Below are 18,657 nucleotides of genomic sequence, written 5' to 3' on the forward strand. Positions count from 1 at the left end.
ATCAGCCCTTCGATTACTCGAGGGGCTTTTTTTTGAATATGTCTAATTTTGAATTAATGAAGAACAGAAGTTTAGTTTCAATTAACGATTATAGCAAAGAAGAACAATTGAGAATTCTGGATGTTGCTAAAGAATTTGAAAAACAACCCAAGCAAAGATTGCTGGATAATTATGTAATCGCCTCTTTATTTTTTGAACCTTCAACCCGAACACGTTTGAGTTTTGAAAGTGCAATCAATATGCTCGGTGGACGAATTATTGGATTTACAGATGCCAGTTCATCCAGTGTGAAAAAAGGGGAATCATTACGAGATACAATAAGAACAGTAAATAATTATTCCGATCTTATTGTCATGCGCCATCCCTTAGATGGTTCGGCCCGATTTGCCAGCGAAGTGGCTGATGTTCCCATTATCAATGCAGGAGATGGTGCAAACCAACACCCGACACAAACCATGTTGGATTTATACACCATTATGCAAACGCAGGATACTTTAGAGAATTTAAAAGTAGGATTTGTTGGTGACTTAAAATATGGACGAACCGTTCATTCACTCACTCAGGCATTGGCCAATTTTAATTGTGAATTTAGTTTTGTTGCACCAAGTTTCCTTCAGATACCTAATCAATACAAAGATTTTTTGAATGAAAAAGGTTTGAAGCATCAAACACTATCAAATATTAATGACATTATACCTGACGTTGATATTTTATACATGACACGTATTCAAAAAGAAAGGTTTTCTGATCCACATGAATACGAAAAGGTGAAAGATTCCTATGAGTTGAAAAAAGCCGATCTGCAACCTGCAAAAGAAAACATGAAGGTACTTCACCCCTTACCCCGAGTAAATGAAATTAACATTGATGTTGATGCAACTGACAAAGCACATTATTTTCAGCAAGCACTCAATGGAGTTTTTGTTCGTCAGGCAATTTTAACAATGATTTTAGGAATCAAATAAACAATTAAGAAAATGAAAGAACTTATCGTTAGTGCTATAGATTCTGGAACGGTAATCGACCATATCCCTGCCAAAAGTGTGATGCAAGTTGTACGCATACTTGGTTTGGAAGATTTTGAAAACACCATTTTAATTGGTACCAATTTCGACAGTAAAAAGCTGGAGAAAAAAGGAATAATCAAGGTTAAAGGCAAATTTTTTAAACCGGAAATAATTAACAAGATAGCTTTGGTAGCTCCCCAGGCAACACTTACTATTATTGAAAATTATGATGTAAAGGATAAAACAGTTGTCGAAGTACCAGAAGATATTATTGGATTGGTAAAATGTGCAAATCCAAAGTGTATCAGCAACCATGAAGAAATAACCACCGAATTCAAAGTAGTAAATAAAACCAACGGACTCAAGTTAAAGTGTCACTTTTGCGAAAAAACTTTTGGTCAGGAGGATATGCGGATAGTTTAAAAACAATGAAAATGGAGTGGGCAAAAAATACAATGCCTGCTCACTCCACCAAACCAACCTCTATCACATACCTAAACCCCAATGTTGAATGTTGTGCTGATGGATCAACAAATTTCTTGGCATAAACGCCAGCCACATTAATCCCATAAATGTTTGAGTATCTTTCATCCATCCAGTTGCAGCCTCTTACCAGTTTGCCATTTCCTGCATTTTGCTTGTTGTAATAGTCAGTTATCAGTCTTATTAATTCTGATTCTTCAGTAGCTTGTGATTCCACGAGTTCAATATACTTTTTGTAGATTGGCAACCAATTATCCTCATAGGACTCCCTCATCCACTCCGAAACATTTCCTCCTAACCAACAAATACCATTTGAACCTGTGTGATTGAGGGAATAATCAGGATAGTTGTCAATATCAGGATGAACCAAGTAAGGATAAAAACTGCCATCAATACTATATGTAGAATATATTGAATTTTCATTAAGAAATAATCTAAGTGAATTGGCCTTTAAATTTTTTGTAGAGAAAACCATAGAAAGGTCGCATCGCCAGCTATCATCTCCTTTTACATGCCATTGACTATAACTATTGCCAACACTCGAATTAGCAGTTTCCCATTGAATATTTGAAGGTAATTTGTAGCTTATTTTTAATGGGATTTCTTTCTCATCTAATTGTTTCTGATGAAAGTGAGTTTTCCAATCAAGAAATGCAAGAACCTGATAATAACTTACTCCAACAACCGGATACTCTGAATATCCGGGGTATACAAAGTACAGATAAGTGATTGGATCGTTATATGAATACGAATAATCTTTCATAAAACAACTATCATCAGGGAATACATTGATGGAAACTATTCCAGCTGATTTTGAATCGAAGAACTGATAAACAAAGACTTTGTTAAAATCGACTGCTTTAACTAATGTTTCATATTTTTTATATTCAGGAATTTCCTTTTCAGAAGCAGAGTCTGGATTATTAAGTATTGTTTGCCTATATAATTCCGCATCTCCATATCTATTGGTCGTTTGTACCCAATTAAGAAACTCATAATACTCACCATTGGTCACTTCATATTTTCTGAAGTAAAAAGGTTGTATATACTGCTTAATTGCCTCATCACTTACATTTCTGACAATTAATTGATGAGTACGTACCTCAATATTCTCTGGTTTACAATACATTCGAAAAGAATTGGGAATTTTGAATAAGGATGGTCTTCCAATATAATAAATCCTTGTCCTTTTCGCCATTCGTTTTTTATAGTCTTCTTTTTCCTTAGTCAGAAGTTCTCCCATGTTAAAATAGACCATATCTTCAAAACCTTTCTTAAATGGCTCTCCACAGTAATAATCTGAACCGAATAAAATTCCATTTGAATCACCGATTTCATATTTTATTTCAGAGCTGTTATCTTTCATAAAAAAGCTATCTGTTTTCAGAATAAAGTTTTTAAGATCAACATTCCCTTCAAAAACAGGAGGATCTGCTGGAAAAACAGTTCTTTCTTTTTTTTGCTTATAATCTGAGGGGAAGTAGTTTGTATGTGCGCCACCAATCAGGTTCTCTTTTTGGAGAACATTAATCTGGTTACTATTCTCAATAAGAGTTTCTTGTTTTATTTCTACAGTTTCTATTGAATTATTTGTTTTTATGCTTTCTGACTCAATTTTACTTGTATCTCTCTCTACGTTAATAATCGGATCAATTGGTTGCATATTATTCCCCATTGGCTGCTGAGGTGTTTTACTGAATAAACTAAACAGTACATAGCTTGCCACAAGGAGCGCAGAAGAAAAGAGCAACAGATTTTGAATACTCCAAAAACCTGTAGTAAAGTTGAATGAGTTTGCCATTCGCTTTATCACTTCTTTCTCTGATGGATGAATTAATCCCTGTGCATAATCTGCACTAAATACATATTGTGCCTGCATGTCCAATGTGTTTAAAATTGTGTTTTCGGAATCAGAGTTTTTCAGGAGAAACCTCCTTCCAAGCTCTTCTATATGGATATGTTGATTGCTACTACTCATTTGATTGATTTGATGCAATTCTGTTTTTCATTTTCTCTTCCAGTTTATTCTTTAGTCGCTGGTAATATATTTTCAACTGGTCTTCTGGCTTATCTACATAGTTGGCAATCTGCTTATAAGGCATTCCCTGACTTCGTAAAAGCAACAATATTCTTTGCCAATCTTCTAATGTGCTTAATTCTTCTTCCAAAATCCTCATTTGCTCTGGAATATCTGCTTCATTATCTTGAGATTGAGTAGGAAGGTTATTCTCCAAAAATTCAACTTCCTGAATTTCTTTTTTGGCCGACTTCAACTGATTTTTCAGCTGATTGATAAAAACCCTATATACAAATGAATTAAATTCTGAGATTGAGTTAAATGTATAAGAAGAATAGCTTTCAATTACTTTGTAAATGGTATTGTAAACCTGATCCCAGGCTTCATCTTCTTTAATTTTCCAAGAATGAATAGCATAATGAGAAAGTTTTCTGCCGTAGTTTTCAAACATCCATTTAACACTTTCCTTGTTTTGTCTGGAAAGTTTCTTGTGGAATGTAAGAATCGTTTTTTTCAAAATTGTTAGCTTATTCTATTAATAACAAAAACAGGTAACAAATGTTTTAAAGAGAATTGATTTCAAGGCATATGCTGGTTTAAGTTCACTTTACAATCACCCAACTCCAACATCCCATTGATCAAACTTACTTTCTCAAAATTTACAATATCCTCTTTGCGAATTGTTTTCTCGTAGATTTTCTTTTCATCTAATAGCTTCTTTCTTTTCGTGCCTCTTAGCAAAGGAGTATCTGGAGTAATCCACTTCTGTCCATCCCAAAAACAAACATTAGCAAATGAGGTATCTGTTACAAATCCATTTTTGATAATCAGAATATCTTCTCTCGGTTTAAGAGCAGTTGTTAGGGTCTCAATGTACCTTCTATCAAAATATTTATAGGAGTAATCAATATTTGATTCAACAAGAATTAGGTTCTCTATTTTGCGCTTTTGGTATAACTCAATTTCAATTTTCTGAATGTCCTCTTTATAAACAACTCTGCACTTGTATATTTGATTTGTAAGATTTGAAGGTAGTATTACAGAATCTTCAATACGCAATTCCTCTTTACTACCAAATAGTTCGAAACGACTTCTGTTTAATCTCTCATTATGATAATCCAGATTTTGAAGCTGTCGATTTTCCAGTTTTATGGTTTCAAACAAGAGGCACATACACTTTGTCGATTAGTTCCTGATATTCATCCTCCACCTTGCTATTGACAGTAATGCCTCCTCCACTTTTAAAAACCAGTCCTTTTTCAGTTTGTTCGATGTAACGAATCATAACGCCTGAATCTAAGTTTTCTCCATCAAAAACACCCATAACACCACTGTAATATCCTCTGCTATAAGTTTCATTTTCAAGTATAATTTCAACAGTCTTCTTTTTTGGAGCACCACAAATAGATCCGGCTGGTAAAAGCGTTTTCATGATTTCACCAAGTCGATTCAAATAATCAGCAGTCAAATCACCAACAATTTCGCTACTAACTTGTAGAATGTCTTTATCGTGCCCTTTAATTCGATCAATATAACGGAATTTTTCAACCCTCACATTGCTTGAAATCCTATTCAAATCATTTCGGATTAGGTCAACTATAGTAGCATGTTCAGCTATCTCCTTCTTATTGTTTAATAATACTTGCTCTGAATCTGGAACACTTGCATTGATGGTTCCTTTCATAGGATAAGAATAGATTTTAGCTTTTGCTATTTTCACAAATATTTCTGGTGAAAAAACAACAAATTCATCCTTTAGCCAGATTTTATATTTGGCTTGACTCCTATAAAAAAAGTCTTTCAGCTTATAATTGGTTGTTATAGGAGTTGGAAATGTCAGATTCAATAAATACGAATTTCCATAGCGTAAATGTTCCATGGATTTTGTAAAAACTGATTTGTAATTTTCAAAGGAAACAGGGGTTTTTTCAAAAATCAATTCACTATTGGATTGTTCAGGATAGTCAAAATTGCGTCTATTGTTGACATCAAAAAGTAAATTGTTTGGATTGATATCAGCTAATTTAAATAGCTTGGGATTTTCCATTTCAAAATCAATGAAAAACAGGAAAGGAATTCCCTTTTGTCCGTACAGATTCATTTTATCCCAAAAAGCCTGACTTTGCATGCTGCGAATTTCAGCAATATTTCTTTTGTCCGCTATTAATAATTGATTTCGTTCATAATTTATGAAATTCGTTTTCTATAAATGATGCAGAAAGTACTTCTATTAGATAATTATGATTCCTTTACCTGGAATCTTGCCCAAATTCTCACCGAAAGTGGATTATGCGAATTTGATGTAATCAAAAACGATCAGATCACTATCAAGGGAGCACAAGTCTATGACAAAATTCTGCTATCGCCAGGACCAGGATTACCTGATGATGCAGGTATTTTAAAACCATTGATCAAAGAATTGGGACCAACTAAATCTATTTTAGGAGTTTGCCTTGGGCATCAGGCTATAGCTGAAGTGCATGGTATAAAACTAAAACAGCTGAAAGAAATTTCTCATGGTGAATCAACTACCGTTAGCATAATTGAAGAGCATCATGATTACCTCTTTGATGGCTTGCCGAAAAAATTTCAGGCAGGAAGATACCATTCGTGGATTGTTGATTTGTGCTCTTTCAACAATGAATTAAAGGTAACTGCCTTAAATGAGAACTATCGGATTATGGCAATTTCGCATCGAGAATACGATGTTAAAGGAGTTCAGTTTCATCCTGAATCCATATTAACTCCTCTTGGATCAAAAATTATTGAGAATTGGCTAAGGCATTAAAGCCAAAACTTCCATATTAAAAAATAGACTGCAAATCCACTTAAAAGTACAATCCCAATCCAGCTATAGACTTTCAGCCAAGATTTTGGTTTACTTGTTTCAGGCATATGCTTGTCGGTTACTACTTTATAATTCATCACAGCAAAAAATGGAGCTGTTAACACCGAAAGTGTGGTAGCCACATCAACCATAAATGTCATGGAGGAAGCGAAATAAGCTATCATAATCAATGCTCCTACAGCCAAAATGAGTATCCAAATCCAATTCAGTCTTTGATCTTTCCAATCCATTTTATTGAAAAGAATTTTAGTCGTAGGTGTTAAAATTCTGGGGAAAGCATCCAAACAAGTTAAAACAGTGCTAAACATTGTGGTAATGGCAGCAATGGCAATAATGGGATAAGCCCATTGACCCAGACTATTGGTATACATCGATATCAGCTGTCCGGCAAAAACACCGCCCTTGTTTGACAGTTCTTCACCACTTCCATACATCACCAAGGCGCCTAATGTAAGGAACCCCATAGCCAGTAAAATGGTTCCAAAATAGCCAATGTTAAAATCAAGGATTGAGTTTTTTAAGCTATTCGATTTTATCTCTTTATTTTTTTCTATTGTCCACAGGGAATGCCACACCGAGACATCGATTGGAGCTGGCATCCATCCAACAAAAGCAATCAGGAAAAGCACATGCGGACGAAACAACCAATCGAAATGGGTAACAAAATCGGGATTGGGATTAAATCCTTTATTAAAGGCAAAAACAACTGCCAAAAGAGTTGAAATAGCCAGAATAACAATCACATATTTAATCAATTTATCTAAAAGACTGTATCGGCCAATTAGTAGAATTAGCATGACTAAAATCAGAATTATTGCACTAACCTCAGCTGCACTTAATTCCAAATTAAATACATGAATAAATACACCAGCTGTTACTGCACTTATACCCGCCAGAATGGTAAACATAGTTGCAAGCGTAAGAATAGCATAAAGGACAATAGCCCATTTACCAAGCTTTAGATAACCATCAATTAAACTTTTTCCGGTTGCATGTGCATATCGGGGTCCGAATTGAAAAAATGGATATTTCACCAAATTTGCAATGATAATAATGCCTATTAATTCAAATCCAAATGAAGATCCTGCACGAGTAGATTGTACAAGATGAGAAACACCAACAGCTGCACCGGCATATAATAAGCCGGGACCCAGTTTTTTGACAAAAGATGAAACGGACATGTTGAATTATATGTTAACGAAATTAGTTTTTATAATATAATCGTGTAGGATATTTTATCGATTATTTACCTTTGATCCAATAAGAAATCTTTTGTATGATCAGAATTTATGCATTACTACTTTTTAGTATAGTTTTTATTCCTTTATTCACTTTTTCTCAAAATCAATATCTTTTTACAGAAAGTGACATGCAGGCAAGACTTAAGCACGACATCTCTGTGCTGGCCAGCGATTCTTTTATGGGAAGAGAAGCTGGAACTGATGGCGAGAAGCTAGCCAGTGATTATCTTAAAGCAGCATTAGAAAAAATTGGCTTATCACCCTATTTTGGAGATACAAGCTATTTTCAATCATTTACTTCCAGTTATTTTATGCATGCAACTGTAGGTAATTTTATGAATATCAATAATGAAAACATCCCAAAAGGCAAATCTGAAAACAATTATTATCCTATTGCCTATTCTGGAACAGGGGAATTAAAAGGGGAGCTGATAGATATTGGATTTGGCATTAACTCTCCTTCCCTATCTCATAATGATTATGAAGAAAAAACTAATATCTCTAATAGAATTTTTGTGATTGAAACTTCTATTCCTGGCGGATATTCAGAAAACTCAGCATTTGTAAACTACAGATATTTACGAAAGAAAATAGACACAGCAATTGCTCATAATGCCAGTGGAATCATATTTATTAATTCAGATGAAAACTACCCGAATCCTACTAATGAATTAAACCTAAGTGTTATCAGAAGAGATATCCCTATTTTATTCTATAATGGCGATAAAAAAAATCTGTTTACGCAGGACAAAAATAGTGTGGATGCCTTTGTTCAAATAACCACATTTCAAGGAGTGACAGGAAAAAATGTGGCAGGATATATTAATAACAATGCTGAAAAAACCGTGGTGATAGGTGGTCATTATGATCATCTGGGGAAAATTGAACAAGAAAGAAAAGAAGACTATATTTATAATGGAGCAGATGATAATGCCAGTGGTACTGCAGGTGTGCTTGAAGTTGCAAGATTCATTAAACAATCTGGCTATACGAATTACAATTATGTATTTGTATTATTCGGTGCTGAAGAAAAAGGGCTTTTGGGTTCAAAACACTTTGTATCCTTCAACTCAACAGGAATTGAGCAAATTGCTTATATGATTAACCTGGACATGATTGGTCGATCTGGTGTGAAGTCGAATGACCTGATTGTGTATGGAGTAGCAACGTCAAGAAGCTGGAGAAAAATGTTGAAATCCTCGAATACATACTTTAAAAAAGTGAAATATTTTGGTGGTTCAAACGGTGGTTCTGATCACCACCACTTCTATAATGCAAGAATTCCTGTGCTATTCTTCTTTACAGGATTGCATAAAGACTATCATGAACTTAGTGATCATGAGGAATTAATTAATTATCCTGATGCTATCAAAATTCTGCATTTTGCTGAAAACCTTATTTCGAAAATGGAAAATGAGAAAACTCCACAGTTTCGTAAAGTTTCTGGAATTAGAAACGCATTAACCTACATTTCATTGTTTTAATTCACATACTCCTTTCTAATAACAAGCATGTAGTAATCATTTTCAATGGCTAAATAACCTTGGTCATAACAGAAATAATACTCCTTTTCGGCTTTTGTTCGATAAATATTAGTAAAGTAATTGAAGTTAAAACCTCTATCCAGTAGTTGTGCCTTATGCACTTTTGCTTTGTCGCTTGGATTGAGTTCAGCCAAAATTTTCCTGTTTTTTCGTAGAATGTTATTAATATTCCGAACGAAATTATTGGAATCAGCATTCTGCCTGTTATTGTAGGTATTCCGACATTGATCACTGCAGAATTTTTTATCTACTCTTCCGGTAAATTCATCACCACATTCGAGACATTTTTTTTTCATTGTACTTGTTTTAATCTCACTGTTAGCTTATAGTATAAGAATTGTAGCCGATTGCGTTGCACTTTACTGTCAAGTTACAAGAAAGTTGAAGGGGGCTACAACTCTTGTATTTACAGTTATTTCAGCTATTATTTTTATACATTGTAATAAAGCGTTGTTAATTATTTGTATTCTCCTCTTCATTTTGTTTTTCAATACTTCTTTCAACTTTTATTTTAATTTCATCAATATTTTTAATGGATGATTTATTTTTCTGAATTTCATCCTCTTTTTTTAGTTCTTTCTGTTTTTTGCGTAGCAATTCTTGTTGTTTATTTAAATCTTCAAGCTTATCTTTCTTTTTTTCAATTTTTTCTGATTTGATTGCTTCATCAAAAATTAAATTTTCAGGAACTTGTTCGTCATTTGCAATTTGATTTTTAACAATCTCTTTGGGAATAAAATCTTTTTCATTTGCATTTCTCTGATTCATAAAAGTTGGAGATACTATCTCAATTTTTTTCTCATGTAACACATCCATAACATTAGCATTCAAAAGAGAATTGGTGCTAAAGTATTTGCTACTATCTTCCAGGAAACCGTGTATTTTATACACTACTGAATAATCACCCAGATTTGTAATGTATACGTAAGGGTTAGTTAATCTAGTTAAAGTTGCTGCTTCTTTTAATGATTCTTCAATCGTAGTTCGTGGAATGTCATAACCTAATGAAACAGAAGTAGAAATTACAGTATCTGTTTTACGAGTTAATTTAACCGGATTGGTAGCGATATATAAATTAGGAATAGAAATAAAGTTACTATCTTCTAGCTGAATTTCAGTATGAAAAATACTTTTCTTGGTAACCCTACCTTGTAAATCTCCAATTTTAATGAGGTCTCCATTTCTGAAGCGATTCATCGAATTGTTCATAATTCCAGCAATAAGGTTACCTAAAACAGTGGTTGAACTTAATGCAATCCCTGCACTTACGACTATTGCAAGGAAACTTAAAATTTGACCTTTTAATGATTTATCGATTGGTAATGAAAAAATAAAAACAAGTAATCCAACAAATATTACTAAAGTGGCGATACTGTTTTTTAAAATATTACCATATAATTTAGTGGATTTTACTTTCTTAAATATCCAATAATTTATAAGTAACAGAATTATCAAAATCAGTACAATACCAACTGGTTCTATTAATGGTTTTAATATGTTAATTATTTGTTCCATTTTTTCAATGCTTTATAACTTAAAAATAAACATAATTTTCTTTCGAATAGAGTTATTCTTAAACCTACCCTAATCGTTTTGGCTTTGAGCCGTGACAATAACTCTTCTCTTTCCCAATACCTAAATCACTAAAATCCTTTATTGCAAGGCTTAAAGCCTTTGTGTGGGCGGTCGTAGTTTATATTCTTAAATTATCTGGATTCTTTCTATTATCGTAAATAGTCACTAAATTTATTACATTACCATCAATTCGATAATAAATAGATGTCAATTTTGATACAATAGCTCTTCTAATAGTTTTTGATTTTGGTGAAAAAGAAAATGTTTCTGGCTTACTTTTAATAATTTCTATTTGTTTATCAAATTTTTTAATAAACTTTTTTACATCTTTTTCGGAAAACTTTCTTTCAATATAATCGATAATTTCTTTCAGTCCATTTAAAGCTTCGTCTGACCAAATTAATTTATAAGTATTTCTCATAAATCTTTTTTGCATTTTCGTGAGAATGAACTTTGCCTTCTGAAATATCCGTTAATCCCCTTTCAATAGATTCCTTTTCTGTCGTTGAAATTTCATCCCACCAATCAATAGATTTTGAATAATCGTCATGAATTCGCTTTATTTTTTCAATGACTGAAGAATCATTCAGTTTAGCAATCCATTCTATTAATCCGAGTTTTTCAGTCTGTATATTCATTGTAATTTGCTTTACACAAAGATAATTAAAAGAAGTCTATTGCTCAAATTTACAATACTCCGTTTGATCCACAGAGCCTTATTAGGATGCCCAATTTCGAAATACACCCAATTATCTTTTAAAAAGGATAAGGCACAAACCTACCCTCATTACTCAAATATAAATATTTTTCGACAACAAACGACAACAAACGAATGTTAATCGAATACAAATGACAAATAACCGAATATGTTTTTGCGACCGTCTAACCTTTGTATCGTCAATTTGATTGAATCCGTTTCATCACTGACACAAACTTTAAACTTTTAATTTTTAAACTTTTAATTAAATTATCATGAACACACTACGTAACAGAGTACAATTGATCGGAAACTTAGGCGCCAACCCTGAAATCAGGGATTTAAGTAGTGGAAAGAAAGTAGCACGTTTTTCTCTTGCCACCACTGACTCCTATCGCGACAAAGAAGGAAATCAAGTAAAAGAAACCCAATGGCACAATATTATTGCCTGGAACAAATCAGCTGAATTTGCTGAGAAGTATCTTGAAAAAGGAAAAAGAATAGCCATCGATGGTAAACTAACCACACGCAATTGGGAAGATACTGAAGGAAAAAAGCATTATGTCACAGAGGTTATCCTCAATGAAGTGATGATGCTGGATAAAAAAGAATAGTTATTCAAACTCCCTATGATGTAAAGCTTCCTGTTTTTTGATGGGAAGCTTTTTTTATTTTCCCAAAGCTTTTAATCTGGCTTTATTCAGTTTTGTTCTCGACTTAGCAATAATTTCTGCAGATTTCTCCTCAGCTTCCTGAATATTAATATCTGCCTCCAACTGGAATTCGTCATTTTTTACTTTAATGTAGTCTTTATACTTAATGCTTTCCACATCTTCAATTGCTTTAAGCTTAATTAAATCTTTCTCTTTGGTCGATGCAATTTTTTCCTTTTTCCGATTGGCTCTTGATTGTATTTTTTCTATTCTCACATCGGCTTTAGACTGAACATTACTCCTATTCTCAAAAGCTTTATTCTTTACATTTTTTCTGGCTTTGTCAATTTTTGCATCTAAAATAGCTTTTTTGGTTTTGGCCTGATTCTCAACTTTCATAAACTTCAAATCAGACTCAGATTGAGACTCATAGGTAATTGTTGCAGCAGTTTGTGCAGCTAATAAACTGTCAAAATTGAATTTTTCCTGAATTTTATTCAGCTTTGCTACTTTGCTGTTTACTTTAACCTTTTCTTTTTTCTCCTTCTCAACATGCACCTTCTCTTTCTTTTCTTTTCCTTTCTTCTTCACTTTCTCTGAAGCAATATCCTGAGCATTAACAAACGTGGTAAATGTAAATGCACAAAGCAATACGATTAAATACTTAAGTTTCATTGGTCGAATTTTGGAATATCATTATTTTAATCAATTACTATTCCTAAACACCGAATACAGCCATATGGCACATAAAGAAGTCTTTTGTGAATATTTTTATAATAAATTATTCCGAAAACTGGAATGATTTATATTTATTGAATAATGATATCCAGCAAACTAAACCACTATGAATTAAAAATCCACAGGTTTTAATTATGAATAAAATTCAAATAATAAGCACCAAAAAACAATTAACAAATATCAATCAATATTCAATGTTCAAATGTCAAACTCAAAACCATACGTATTATTACCAATATCTAGATAAAACCTATACCTTCTGCTTTGTCTTTTGGATTTTACTATTTATTTGAAAATTGGATATTGTAATTTGGATTCTAAATTGATTTAAACGTATATCCTTTATTATACCACAAACATATTTAAGTAATGCCATTCATATTTAGGCCACTGATTCGCAGAAATTTCACTTGCCTCCTAAAAACAAATCTGTAAATCTGTGGCAATTTTTACATCATAGGTCCAATTGCGGATATTCAATTGATTTATTTAGAAACTAATTAGCTGCAAAAAAAATGCAGGGTTTTAACCTTTAACTAGATAATAAACTACATTATGTACCAAAATTATCAAAATGGCGTTTAGTGTGTAAAACAGTCTTATCATGAAAACAAAATACCTTTTGCTCTTCTATTTGTTTCTTGCTTCGAGTTTTGTTGTATGTGCTCAAAACTCTAGCCAACAAACCACTAACAGTGTTTCGGTTCTATTTTCCTTTCCTTCATTTTTTCAGGAAACAAATTTCAATGTCAATCGTACGAATGGGGCAAGAGTTGAAATAGTGATTAATCAATGGTCACCATTTGGCGTTGGTTATGAAAAGCAGAACGCATCAGGTGATATTTTTTCTGCAGGAATATGGGGTATGTCTTTTGATCTTGGCAGTTCCACAAGCAAATGGCTTAATCCTAATGAAATAAATGGAGGTCAAAACATACAGTCATTTCAAAGCAAATTAATTCTTGAATCCAAAATAAAAATTAATAAGAAACCATCTTCACTTGAACGATTTATTGGTTTGGGCATTTATCCTATAATAGGCTATTATGCTGATAAGCCCACAGTTTCAACAGATTACCCAATCTCTGTATTTTATACTGGGGCCGATGTGGCCTTAATTCTGGCAACAAGATATCGATTTTCAGATCGCTTTGCTTTTGATGTTTCTTTGCCCGTAAATTTCTTTCGTCTTTCCTATAATTCGATGAGGGAAGAAAACCCAATATTTACCGTACAGCAGCAACAAACCGCTACTATTAGTATTGAAAGTTTGAAGTTTTCACTACGACCATGTTTTGGCTTGGTGCTATCTTTATAAAACGCATAGTTTATTTTGATTTTCACTCAGAAACAATTGACCAAAAACCTAATCTTACATCTAATAAACGGATTATTGAGATGGAGTTTTCTTTTACTATTAATTTCAAGTGCCTTCTATCTTGCTTCTTGTCATGGCAGAACCAAACATAGTCAAAAGCAAAAAACACCAGAAACAGAAATCAAGCAATCATCTCCACTAATTGATACGTTAAACCAATCAAAACGTCAGCAAAAAGTATTTCTATTGGATTCGGTTTCTATTACAACTAAACCAAAAGCACTGTCATCTATAAATAAGGTGAACAAAACAAATAACATAACTGCTAAAAGGGATCATTCTGAGTTTATTTATTATGGCGATTTTGTGTATGAAAAGAAAACAATAAAAGAGAGAGATACTTCAATTGCAATTAGTGGTAGCGATTGTGGTAATGATATTCTTATTGTAAATAAAAAAGGAACTACACTTTTATTTGCCCAAAATAAGTTTTTTCCTGATACAAAAGATGATATTGCATTTCAGTTTAATGAGTATTACAATATTGACGAAATAGTAAATACTGATCTTTCAAAATTTAACTTGACCAACACATATCTCGGAATCTCCAGAATTTTATCCATTTCTGCAATCAATAAATCAAATCAACAGAAACTCCAATTAAGTTCAGAAAAGTGTTCATCTGAATGCAGTATTTTCATCCCTCTGTTAGATACGATTCAGAATTTGCATGCCTACCAAATTATTGATAATTACCTTGGAGATTCTGTTTTAAAGGGGCAATACTTTTATGAAAACGACAGTGTGTTTTATAAACTAACAGGTCAAGAAATCTCACCCATTATGCTTGCCATTGATATTGCTAAAAATAAAAATGACTTCAAACTAAAATTCAGAAACAAGCGTTGGACTTCTTCAATTGAAAATATTTTATGCTATTCTGAAATAGATGGACTATGCTATTCAGGAATAAGGATGGGAAAAGGGAGATACTCTTTCCCCTCTCTTTTAAATCCAAACAAAACTGTGCTATATATTAGATTTAACATCAATGGTAAGTCTATTATTTATAAAAATGAACTATCCAAGCTTAACTTTTCAGAGAGAAAAAATAGCTATAGGATTTCAAAAAATCGATTCGAAAATGATTCGACAATTTCCAATCGCTGAGTCCTTGATACTGTTTGGGAGGAGACATGGAATGACAGATCATAAACCGGACTTAAGAACTAAACTATTTTTACAAATTTTTGTCCGAATGCAATTCGGACCTACATTATTTCCCCTCTTCCTATCCTATCAGTGTCTACTGAAAGGGACACTGAGTTCCTGCTTTGTTTAGTTCTGTCGAATCAATTATACGTTGTAAGTCCTATTTGCCTGCGAGAAGTCAGGTTGGCAATCGATCTATTATTTAACTTCCATTTTGCTTTAGTTCAATTCGGTTCTACATAATTATTTGAAACTTCCAAAATAACTCTATTTTGTTTGAATTAAAACACACAAAGAATACTTTTTTGTTATTTTTACAAAACGTTTCATTCTATCTTTTGTTCTTTTTTCAGAACGTTTTTTCTTTTATTTGTTATTTATCAGGAACATTGGTTATATTTGAATCAAATTTAATACAATGGAAAAGCTATATAGAACATTTGATCTCAAATTAAATGCTTCGAAAAGTAATTTCAGAAGATATCTGTATAATGATATTGATTGGAATGAACGACTGATTTCTCTTAAAGGTGCAAGAGGAGTTGGAAAAACAACCTTGTTACTACAGCATATCAAAGAAAACTTCAAAATCAATGAAGAAACCCTGTTTGTCAGTTTAGATGATGTTTATTTCACTGGAAACACGCTTATTGATTTAGCAGAAAATTTCTATACAAAAGGAGGTCGGCACTTATTTCTGGATGAAGTACACAAATATCCTACGTGGTCGAAAGAAATTAAAAATATTTACGACACTTATCCTGAGCTGAAAATAGTATTTACGGGATCATCAATACTTGAAATTTATAAAGGAGCAGCCGATTTAAGCAGACGTGCTGTTAGTTTTAAACTCAAAGGCCTTTCTTTTAGAGAATATCTCAAACTAAAATATAATATTTCATTTGACAAAATTGAGTTCAAAGAGATTATTGAAAATCATACAGAACTTACAGATATAATAACCAAAGAAATACATCCGCTAAAATATTTCAAGGGCTATTTAGAAAGTGGATATTATCCCTATTTTGTTGAAGGGGAAAAGTTTTACTCTCAGAAAGTAAACAACACGCTTAACCTTATATTAGAAACTGATCTTCCATCAGTTATTGGGTTAAGCTATACAAACATTTATAAGATTAAGAAACTACTATATATACTGTCAACAACAAGCCCATATAAGCCCAATATCACAAAACTCAGTTCACAGCTCGAAACAAACAGGGCTAACATACTTCAGTTTCTGGATTTTTTAAAAAGATCCGACATTTTGCATTTACTAAAAGGGATAACAAAAGGAGACAGTATTTTGACAAAGCCCGATAAAGTATATCTTGAGAATTCCAACCTGATATATGCTTTAGCTCATGAAAATCCAAATATTGGTACTGTTAGAGAAACATTTTTCATGAACCAGCTTTCACATTCACATTTTGTTTCAACTCCCAAAAATGGAGATTTCATGGTTGATGAAAAATTTACTTTTGAAATTGGAGGGAAAAACAAAAATGCAGATCAGATAAAAGATATCAAAAATGCATTTGTTGCCGCAGACGATATTGAAACCGGCTATGAGAATAAGATTCCTCTTTGGTTGTTTGGGTTTTTGTATTAAAAAAGCCCCAACATTTCTGTAAGGGCTTTCAATGGTTTTATAAATTAATCCGATTGCCAGCCTGACTTCTGGCAGGAAAATCGGACCTACAATCCGAAATTAACAATTCGAAATTAGCAATCCTTAGGCTCCTAAAGTAGCAACCATAACTGCTTTTATGGTATGCAATCTGTTTTCTGCTTCGTCAAATACAATAGATGAATCAGATTCAAATACTTCCTCAGTAACTTCAAGTCCGTCTAATCCAAATTTCTGGAATATTTCTTCTCCAACTTTTGTTTCACGATTATGGAAAGCTGGTAAACAATGTAAAAACTTACAAGCTGGATTTGCTGTTAGTTCCATCGCTTTTTTGTTAATCTGATAAGGCAAAAGTAATTTTATTCTATCTTCCCAAACGCTATCAGCTTCACCCATGCTTACCCATACATCAGTATAAAGGAAGTCACAACCTTTCACTCCTGTTTCAACATTATCTGTGATGGTTATTTTAGCACCTGTTTCTTTTGCAATTTCTTTGCATTTTGCAACTAATTCTTCATCAGGCTGGCAACTTGCCGGAGCCACAGCTCTGAAATCCATTCCCATAAGGGCTGCACCAACCATTAATGAATTTCCAACATTGTTTTTTGCATCGCCCATAAAAGCAAATTTCATTTGATGCAATGCTTTGTCAGAATGCTCAAGCATGGTAAGGAAATCCGCTAAAATTTGAGTTGGATGATATTCAGTTGTTAAACCATTCCAAACTGGTACACCTGCATATTTACCTAATTCTTCAACGATATCCTGTCCAAAACCACGGTATTCTATTCCATCATACATCCGACCCAATACTCTAGCTGTATCTTTCATCGACTCTTTCTGACCGATTTGTGAACCTGAAGGACCCAGATAGGTACAATGAGCACCTTGGTCGTAAGCAGCTGCTTCAAATGCACAACGTGTGCGTGTTGATGCTTTTTCAAATATCAAGGCAATGTTTTTACCTTTTAGCATTTGCTGTTCAATACCAGCATATTTTGCCTTTTTCAGATCCATTGACAGATCCAATAAAAATTTCATTTCTTTTGGAGTAAAATCCAACAACTTTAAAAAGTTTCTGTTTCTTAAGTTATAGCCCATGTTTTATTTAAATTACAAAGTTCAAAATACAAATATCATTTTTTTTTCTCAGCCTATACAATAGTGACACGTGTTCCTCCATCATCAATTCCCAATCGCATGGTTTCGGTAATTATGGCATCGCGTCCGGTACTTTTTACAAAACGGATTGCAGCCCGAATTTTAGGAGCCATACTTCCTTCTGCAAACTGGCCTTCATCCAAATATTTTTGAGCTTCAGTTATGCTCATTTTGTCAATTGCTTTTTCTTCTGGCGTATTGTAATTGATACAAACCTTGGGAACATCAGTTAATATAAACAATTTATAAGCTCCTATTTGTGAAGCTAATAAAGCCGAAGCAAGGTCTTTGTCAATAACAGCATCAATACCTTGAAGTTTGTTTTCCTTGGCATGATAAACAGGGATTCCTCCACCTCCAACGGCAATTACAATCTGACCATCACGTGCCAGTCTTTCTATCGATTTCACATTATTGATCATGCGAGGTTTTGGTGAAGCAACAACTTTCCGCCAACCTCTTCCTCTTGCATCTTCTTTGAAAGTTGCTCCTGTTTCTTTCGAAATTCGGTCGGCATCTTCTTTTGC

20 protein-coding genes are annotated in these 18,657 nt (G+C 33.2%); 8 read left to right on the forward strand and 12 right to left on the reverse strand.

Going from position 1 to position 18,657, the window contains the following annotated elements; all coding sequences use genetic code 11:
* Window positions 1-56 precede the first annotated feature (56 nt).
* Window positions 57-965 (forward strand): aspartate carbamoyltransferase, encoded by a 909-nt coding sequence (pyrB, locus tag HOG71_01350; GenBank protein MBT5989473.1) that lies wholly within the window; start codon window positions 57-59, stop codon window positions 963-965.
* 3 nt (window positions 966-968) lie between these two features.
* Complete coding sequence (locus HOG71_01355; GenBank protein ID MBT5989474.1) at window positions 969-1,430, forward strand: aspartate carbamoyltransferase regulatory subunit; 462 nt, start codon at window positions 969-971, stop codon at window positions 1,428-1,430.
* Between the two features lie 40 nt (window positions 1,431-1,470).
* On the opposite strand, the gene HOG71_01360 is transcribed toward HOG71_01355, so the two are convergent.
* From HOG71_01360 to HOG71_01375, 4 genes are all read right to left on the reverse strand, one after another.
* Window positions 1,471-3,468, reverse strand: a complete 1,998-nt coding sequence (locus tag HOG71_01360) for an SUMF1/EgtB/PvdO family nonheme iron enzyme (protein MBT5989475.1) — start codon at window positions 3,466-3,468, stop codon at window positions 1,471-1,473.
* Window positions 3,461-4,024 carry an RNA polymerase sigma factor gene (locus tag HOG71_01365; GenBank protein MBT5989476.1) on the reverse strand — a complete coding sequence of 188 codons (564 nt, stop codon included), beginning with the start codon at window positions 4,022-4,024 and terminating at the stop codon, window positions 3,461-3,463. The genes HOG71_01360 and HOG71_01365 overlap by 8 nt, the downstream gene beginning before the upstream one ends.
* Window positions 4,025-4,086: 62 nt before the next feature.
* A complete protein-coding gene (locus HOG71_01370) occupies window positions 4,087-4,680 on the reverse strand; it encodes a hypothetical protein (GenBank protein MBT5989477.1) in 594 nt (197 codons plus the stop codon).
* Window positions 4,664-5,635, reverse strand: coding sequence for an aminodeoxychorismate synthase component I (locus HOG71_01375; protein MBT5989478.1), 972 nt, complete (start codon window positions 5,633-5,635; stop codon window positions 4,664-4,666). The genes HOG71_01370 and HOG71_01375 overlap by 17 nt, the downstream gene beginning before the upstream one ends.
* An 84-nt stretch (window positions 5,636-5,719) precedes the next feature.
* Here HOG71_01375 and HOG71_01380 point away from each other — a divergent pair, with 84 nt between their 5' ends.
* Complete coding sequence (locus tag HOG71_01380; GenBank protein MBT5989479.1) at window positions 5,720-6,295, forward strand: aminodeoxychorismate/anthranilate synthase component II; 576 nt, start codon at window positions 5,720-5,722, stop codon at window positions 6,293-6,295.
* Here HOG71_01380 and HOG71_01385 read toward each other — a convergent pair.
* Entirely contained in the window at window positions 6,292-7,536 is a 1,245-nt protein-coding gene (locus HOG71_01385) for a divalent metal cation transporter (protein ID MBT5989480.1), read from the reverse strand. The two genes, HOG71_01380 and HOG71_01385, sit on opposite strands and share 4 nt — an antisense overlap.
* 95 nt (window positions 7,537-7,631) lie before the next feature.
* Between HOG71_01385 and HOG71_01390 the strand changes: the two genes are divergently transcribed.
* Window positions 7,632-9,080: a M20/M25/M40 family metallo-hydrolase gene (locus HOG71_01390; GenBank protein MBT5989481.1), complete on the forward strand. Its 1,449-nt coding sequence runs from the start codon at window positions 7,632-7,634 to the stop codon at window positions 9,078-9,080.
* Here the strand turns inward: HOG71_01390 and HOG71_01395 are convergent.
* The 4 genes from HOG71_01395 to HOG71_01410 all read right to left on the reverse strand — a co-directional run bounded on the left by HOG71_01395 (window position 9,077) and on the right by HOG71_01410 (window position 11,359).
* Window positions 9,077-9,436: a hypothetical protein gene (locus HOG71_01395; GenBank protein MBT5989482.1), complete on the reverse strand. Its 360-nt coding sequence runs from the start codon at window positions 9,434-9,436 to the stop codon at window positions 9,077-9,079. The genes HOG71_01390 and HOG71_01395 overlap by 4 nt on opposite strands.
* Before the next feature lie 157 nt (window positions 9,437-9,593).
* The gene (locus HOG71_01400) at window positions 9,594-10,655 is read right to left on the reverse strand and encodes a mechanosensitive ion channel (GenBank protein ID MBT5989483.1); all 1,062 of its coding nucleotides are present in this window, start codon (window positions 10,653-10,655) and stop codon (window positions 9,594-9,596) included.
* Between the two features lie 178 nt (window positions 10,656-10,833).
* Window positions 10,834-11,136, reverse strand: a complete 303-nt coding sequence (locus tag HOG71_01405) for a type II toxin-antitoxin system RelE/ParE family toxin (GenBank protein ID MBT5989484.1) — start codon at window positions 11,134-11,136, stop codon at window positions 10,834-10,836.
* Window positions 11,120-11,359 carry a hypothetical protein gene (locus HOG71_01410; protein ID MBT5989485.1) on the reverse strand — a complete coding sequence of 80 codons (240 nt, stop codon included), beginning with the start codon at window positions 11,357-11,359 and terminating at the stop codon, window positions 11,120-11,122. The genes HOG71_01405 and HOG71_01410 overlap by 17 nt, the downstream gene beginning before the upstream one ends.
* 328 nt (window positions 11,360-11,687) lie before the next feature.
* Between HOG71_01410 and ssb the strand changes: the two genes are divergently transcribed.
* The gene (gene ssb / locus HOG71_01415; protein MBT5989486.1) at window positions 11,688-12,026 is read left to right on the forward strand and encodes a single-stranded DNA-binding protein; all 339 of its coding nucleotides are present in this window, start codon (window positions 11,688-11,690) and stop codon (window positions 12,024-12,026) included.
* A 54-nt stretch (window positions 12,027-12,080) separates the two neighbouring features.
* Here ssb and HOG71_01420 read toward each other — a convergent pair whose 3' ends face one another.
* Entirely contained in the window at window positions 12,081-12,740 is a 660-nt protein-coding gene (locus HOG71_01420) for a hypothetical protein (GenBank protein MBT5989487.1), read from the reverse strand.
* Window positions 12,741-13,407: 667 nt separating this feature from the next.
* Here HOG71_01420 and HOG71_01425 point away from each other — a divergent pair.
* The 3 genes from HOG71_01425 (at window position 13,408) to HOG71_01435 (ending at window position 16,945) form a co-directional block, all read left to right on the forward strand.
* A complete protein-coding gene (locus HOG71_01425) occupies window positions 13,408-14,121 on the forward strand; it encodes a hypothetical protein (protein MBT5989488.1) in 714 nt (237 codons plus the stop codon).
* Between the two features lie 75 nt (window positions 14,122-14,196).
* Window positions 14,197-15,291 (forward strand): hypothetical protein, encoded by a 1,095-nt coding sequence (locus HOG71_01430; protein ID MBT5989489.1) that lies wholly within the window; start codon window positions 14,197-14,199, stop codon window positions 15,289-15,291.
* A gap of 460 nt (window positions 15,292-15,751) precedes the next feature.
* Entirely contained in the window at window positions 15,752-16,945 is a 1,194-nt protein-coding gene (locus HOG71_01435) for an ATP-binding protein (GenBank protein ID MBT5989490.1), read from the forward strand.
* Window positions 16,946-17,068: 123 nt separating this feature from the next.
* Here HOG71_01435 and argF read toward each other — a convergent pair whose 3' ends face one another.
* Window positions 17,069-18,070: an ornithine carbamoyltransferase gene (gene argF / locus HOG71_01440; GenBank protein MBT5989491.1), complete on the reverse strand. Its 1,002-nt coding sequence runs from the start codon at window positions 18,068-18,070 to the stop codon at window positions 17,069-17,071.
* A gap of 53 nt (window positions 18,071-18,123) precedes the next feature.
* A partial coding sequence (locus HOG71_01445) for a carbamate kinase (GenBank protein ID MBT5989492.1) occupies window positions 18,124-18,657 on the reverse strand: 534 nt, incomplete at its 5' end.

The sequence above is a fragment of the Bacteroidota bacterium genome (genome assembly GCA_018698135.1).
Classification (GTDB): Bacteria; Bacteroidota; Bacteroidia; order CAILMK01; family JAAYUY01; genus JABINZ01.

Bases quoted from the DNA above. Each gene is read 5' to 3' on its own strand.
- pyrB (MBT5989473.1), top strand. From the start codon at position 57: ATGAAGAACAGAAGTTTAGTTTCAATTAACGATTATAGCAAAGAAGAA.
- HOG71_01360 (MBT5989475.1), bottom strand. From the start codon at position 3,468: ATGAGTAGTAGCAATCAACATATCCATATAGAAGAGCTTGGAAGGAGG.
- HOG71_01370 (MBT5989477.1), bottom strand. From the start codon at position 4,680: ATGTGCCTCTTGTTTGAAACCATAAAACTGGAAAATCGACAGCTTCAA.
- HOG71_01375 (MBT5989478.1), bottom strand. From the start codon at position 5,635: ATGCAAAGTCAGGCTTTTTGGGATAAAATGAATCTGTACGGACAAAAG.
- HOG71_01380 (MBT5989479.1), top strand. From the start codon at position 5,720: ATGCAGAAAGTACTTCTATTAGATAATTATGATTCCTTTACCTGGAAT.
- HOG71_01385 (MBT5989480.1), bottom strand. From the start codon at position 7,536: ATGTCCGTTTCATCTTTTGTCAAAAAACTGGGTCCCGGCTTATTATAT.
- HOG71_01390 (MBT5989481.1), top strand. From the start codon at position 7,632: ATGATCAGAATTTATGCATTACTACTTTTTAGTATAGTTTTTATTCCT.
- HOG71_01395 (MBT5989482.1), bottom strand. From the start codon at position 9,436: ATGAAAAAAAAATGTCTCGAATGTGGTGATGAATTTACCGGAAGAGTA.
- HOG71_01400 (MBT5989483.1), bottom strand. From the start codon at position 10,655: ATGGAACAAATAATTAACATATTAAAACCATTAATAGAACCAGTTGGT.
- HOG71_01405 (MBT5989484.1), bottom strand. From the start codon at position 11,136: ATGAGAAATACTTATAAATTAATTTGGTCAGACGAAGCTTTAAATGGA.
- ssb (MBT5989486.1), top strand. From the start codon at position 11,688: ATGAACACACTACGTAACAGAGTACAATTGATCGGAAACTTAGGCGCC.
- HOG71_01420 (MBT5989487.1), bottom strand. From the start codon at position 12,740: ATGAAACTTAAGTATTTAATCGTATTGCTTTGTGCATTTACATTTACC.
- HOG71_01425 (MBT5989488.1), top strand. From the start codon at position 13,408: ATGAAAACAAAATACCTTTTGCTCTTCTATTTGTTTCTTGCTTCGAGT.
- HOG71_01435 (MBT5989490.1), top strand. From the start codon at position 15,752: ATGGAAAAGCTATATAGAACATTTGATCTCAAATTAAATGCTTCGAAA.
- argF (MBT5989491.1), bottom strand. From the start codon at position 18,070: ATGGGCTATAACTTAAGAAACAGAAACTTTTTAAAGTTGTTGGATTTT.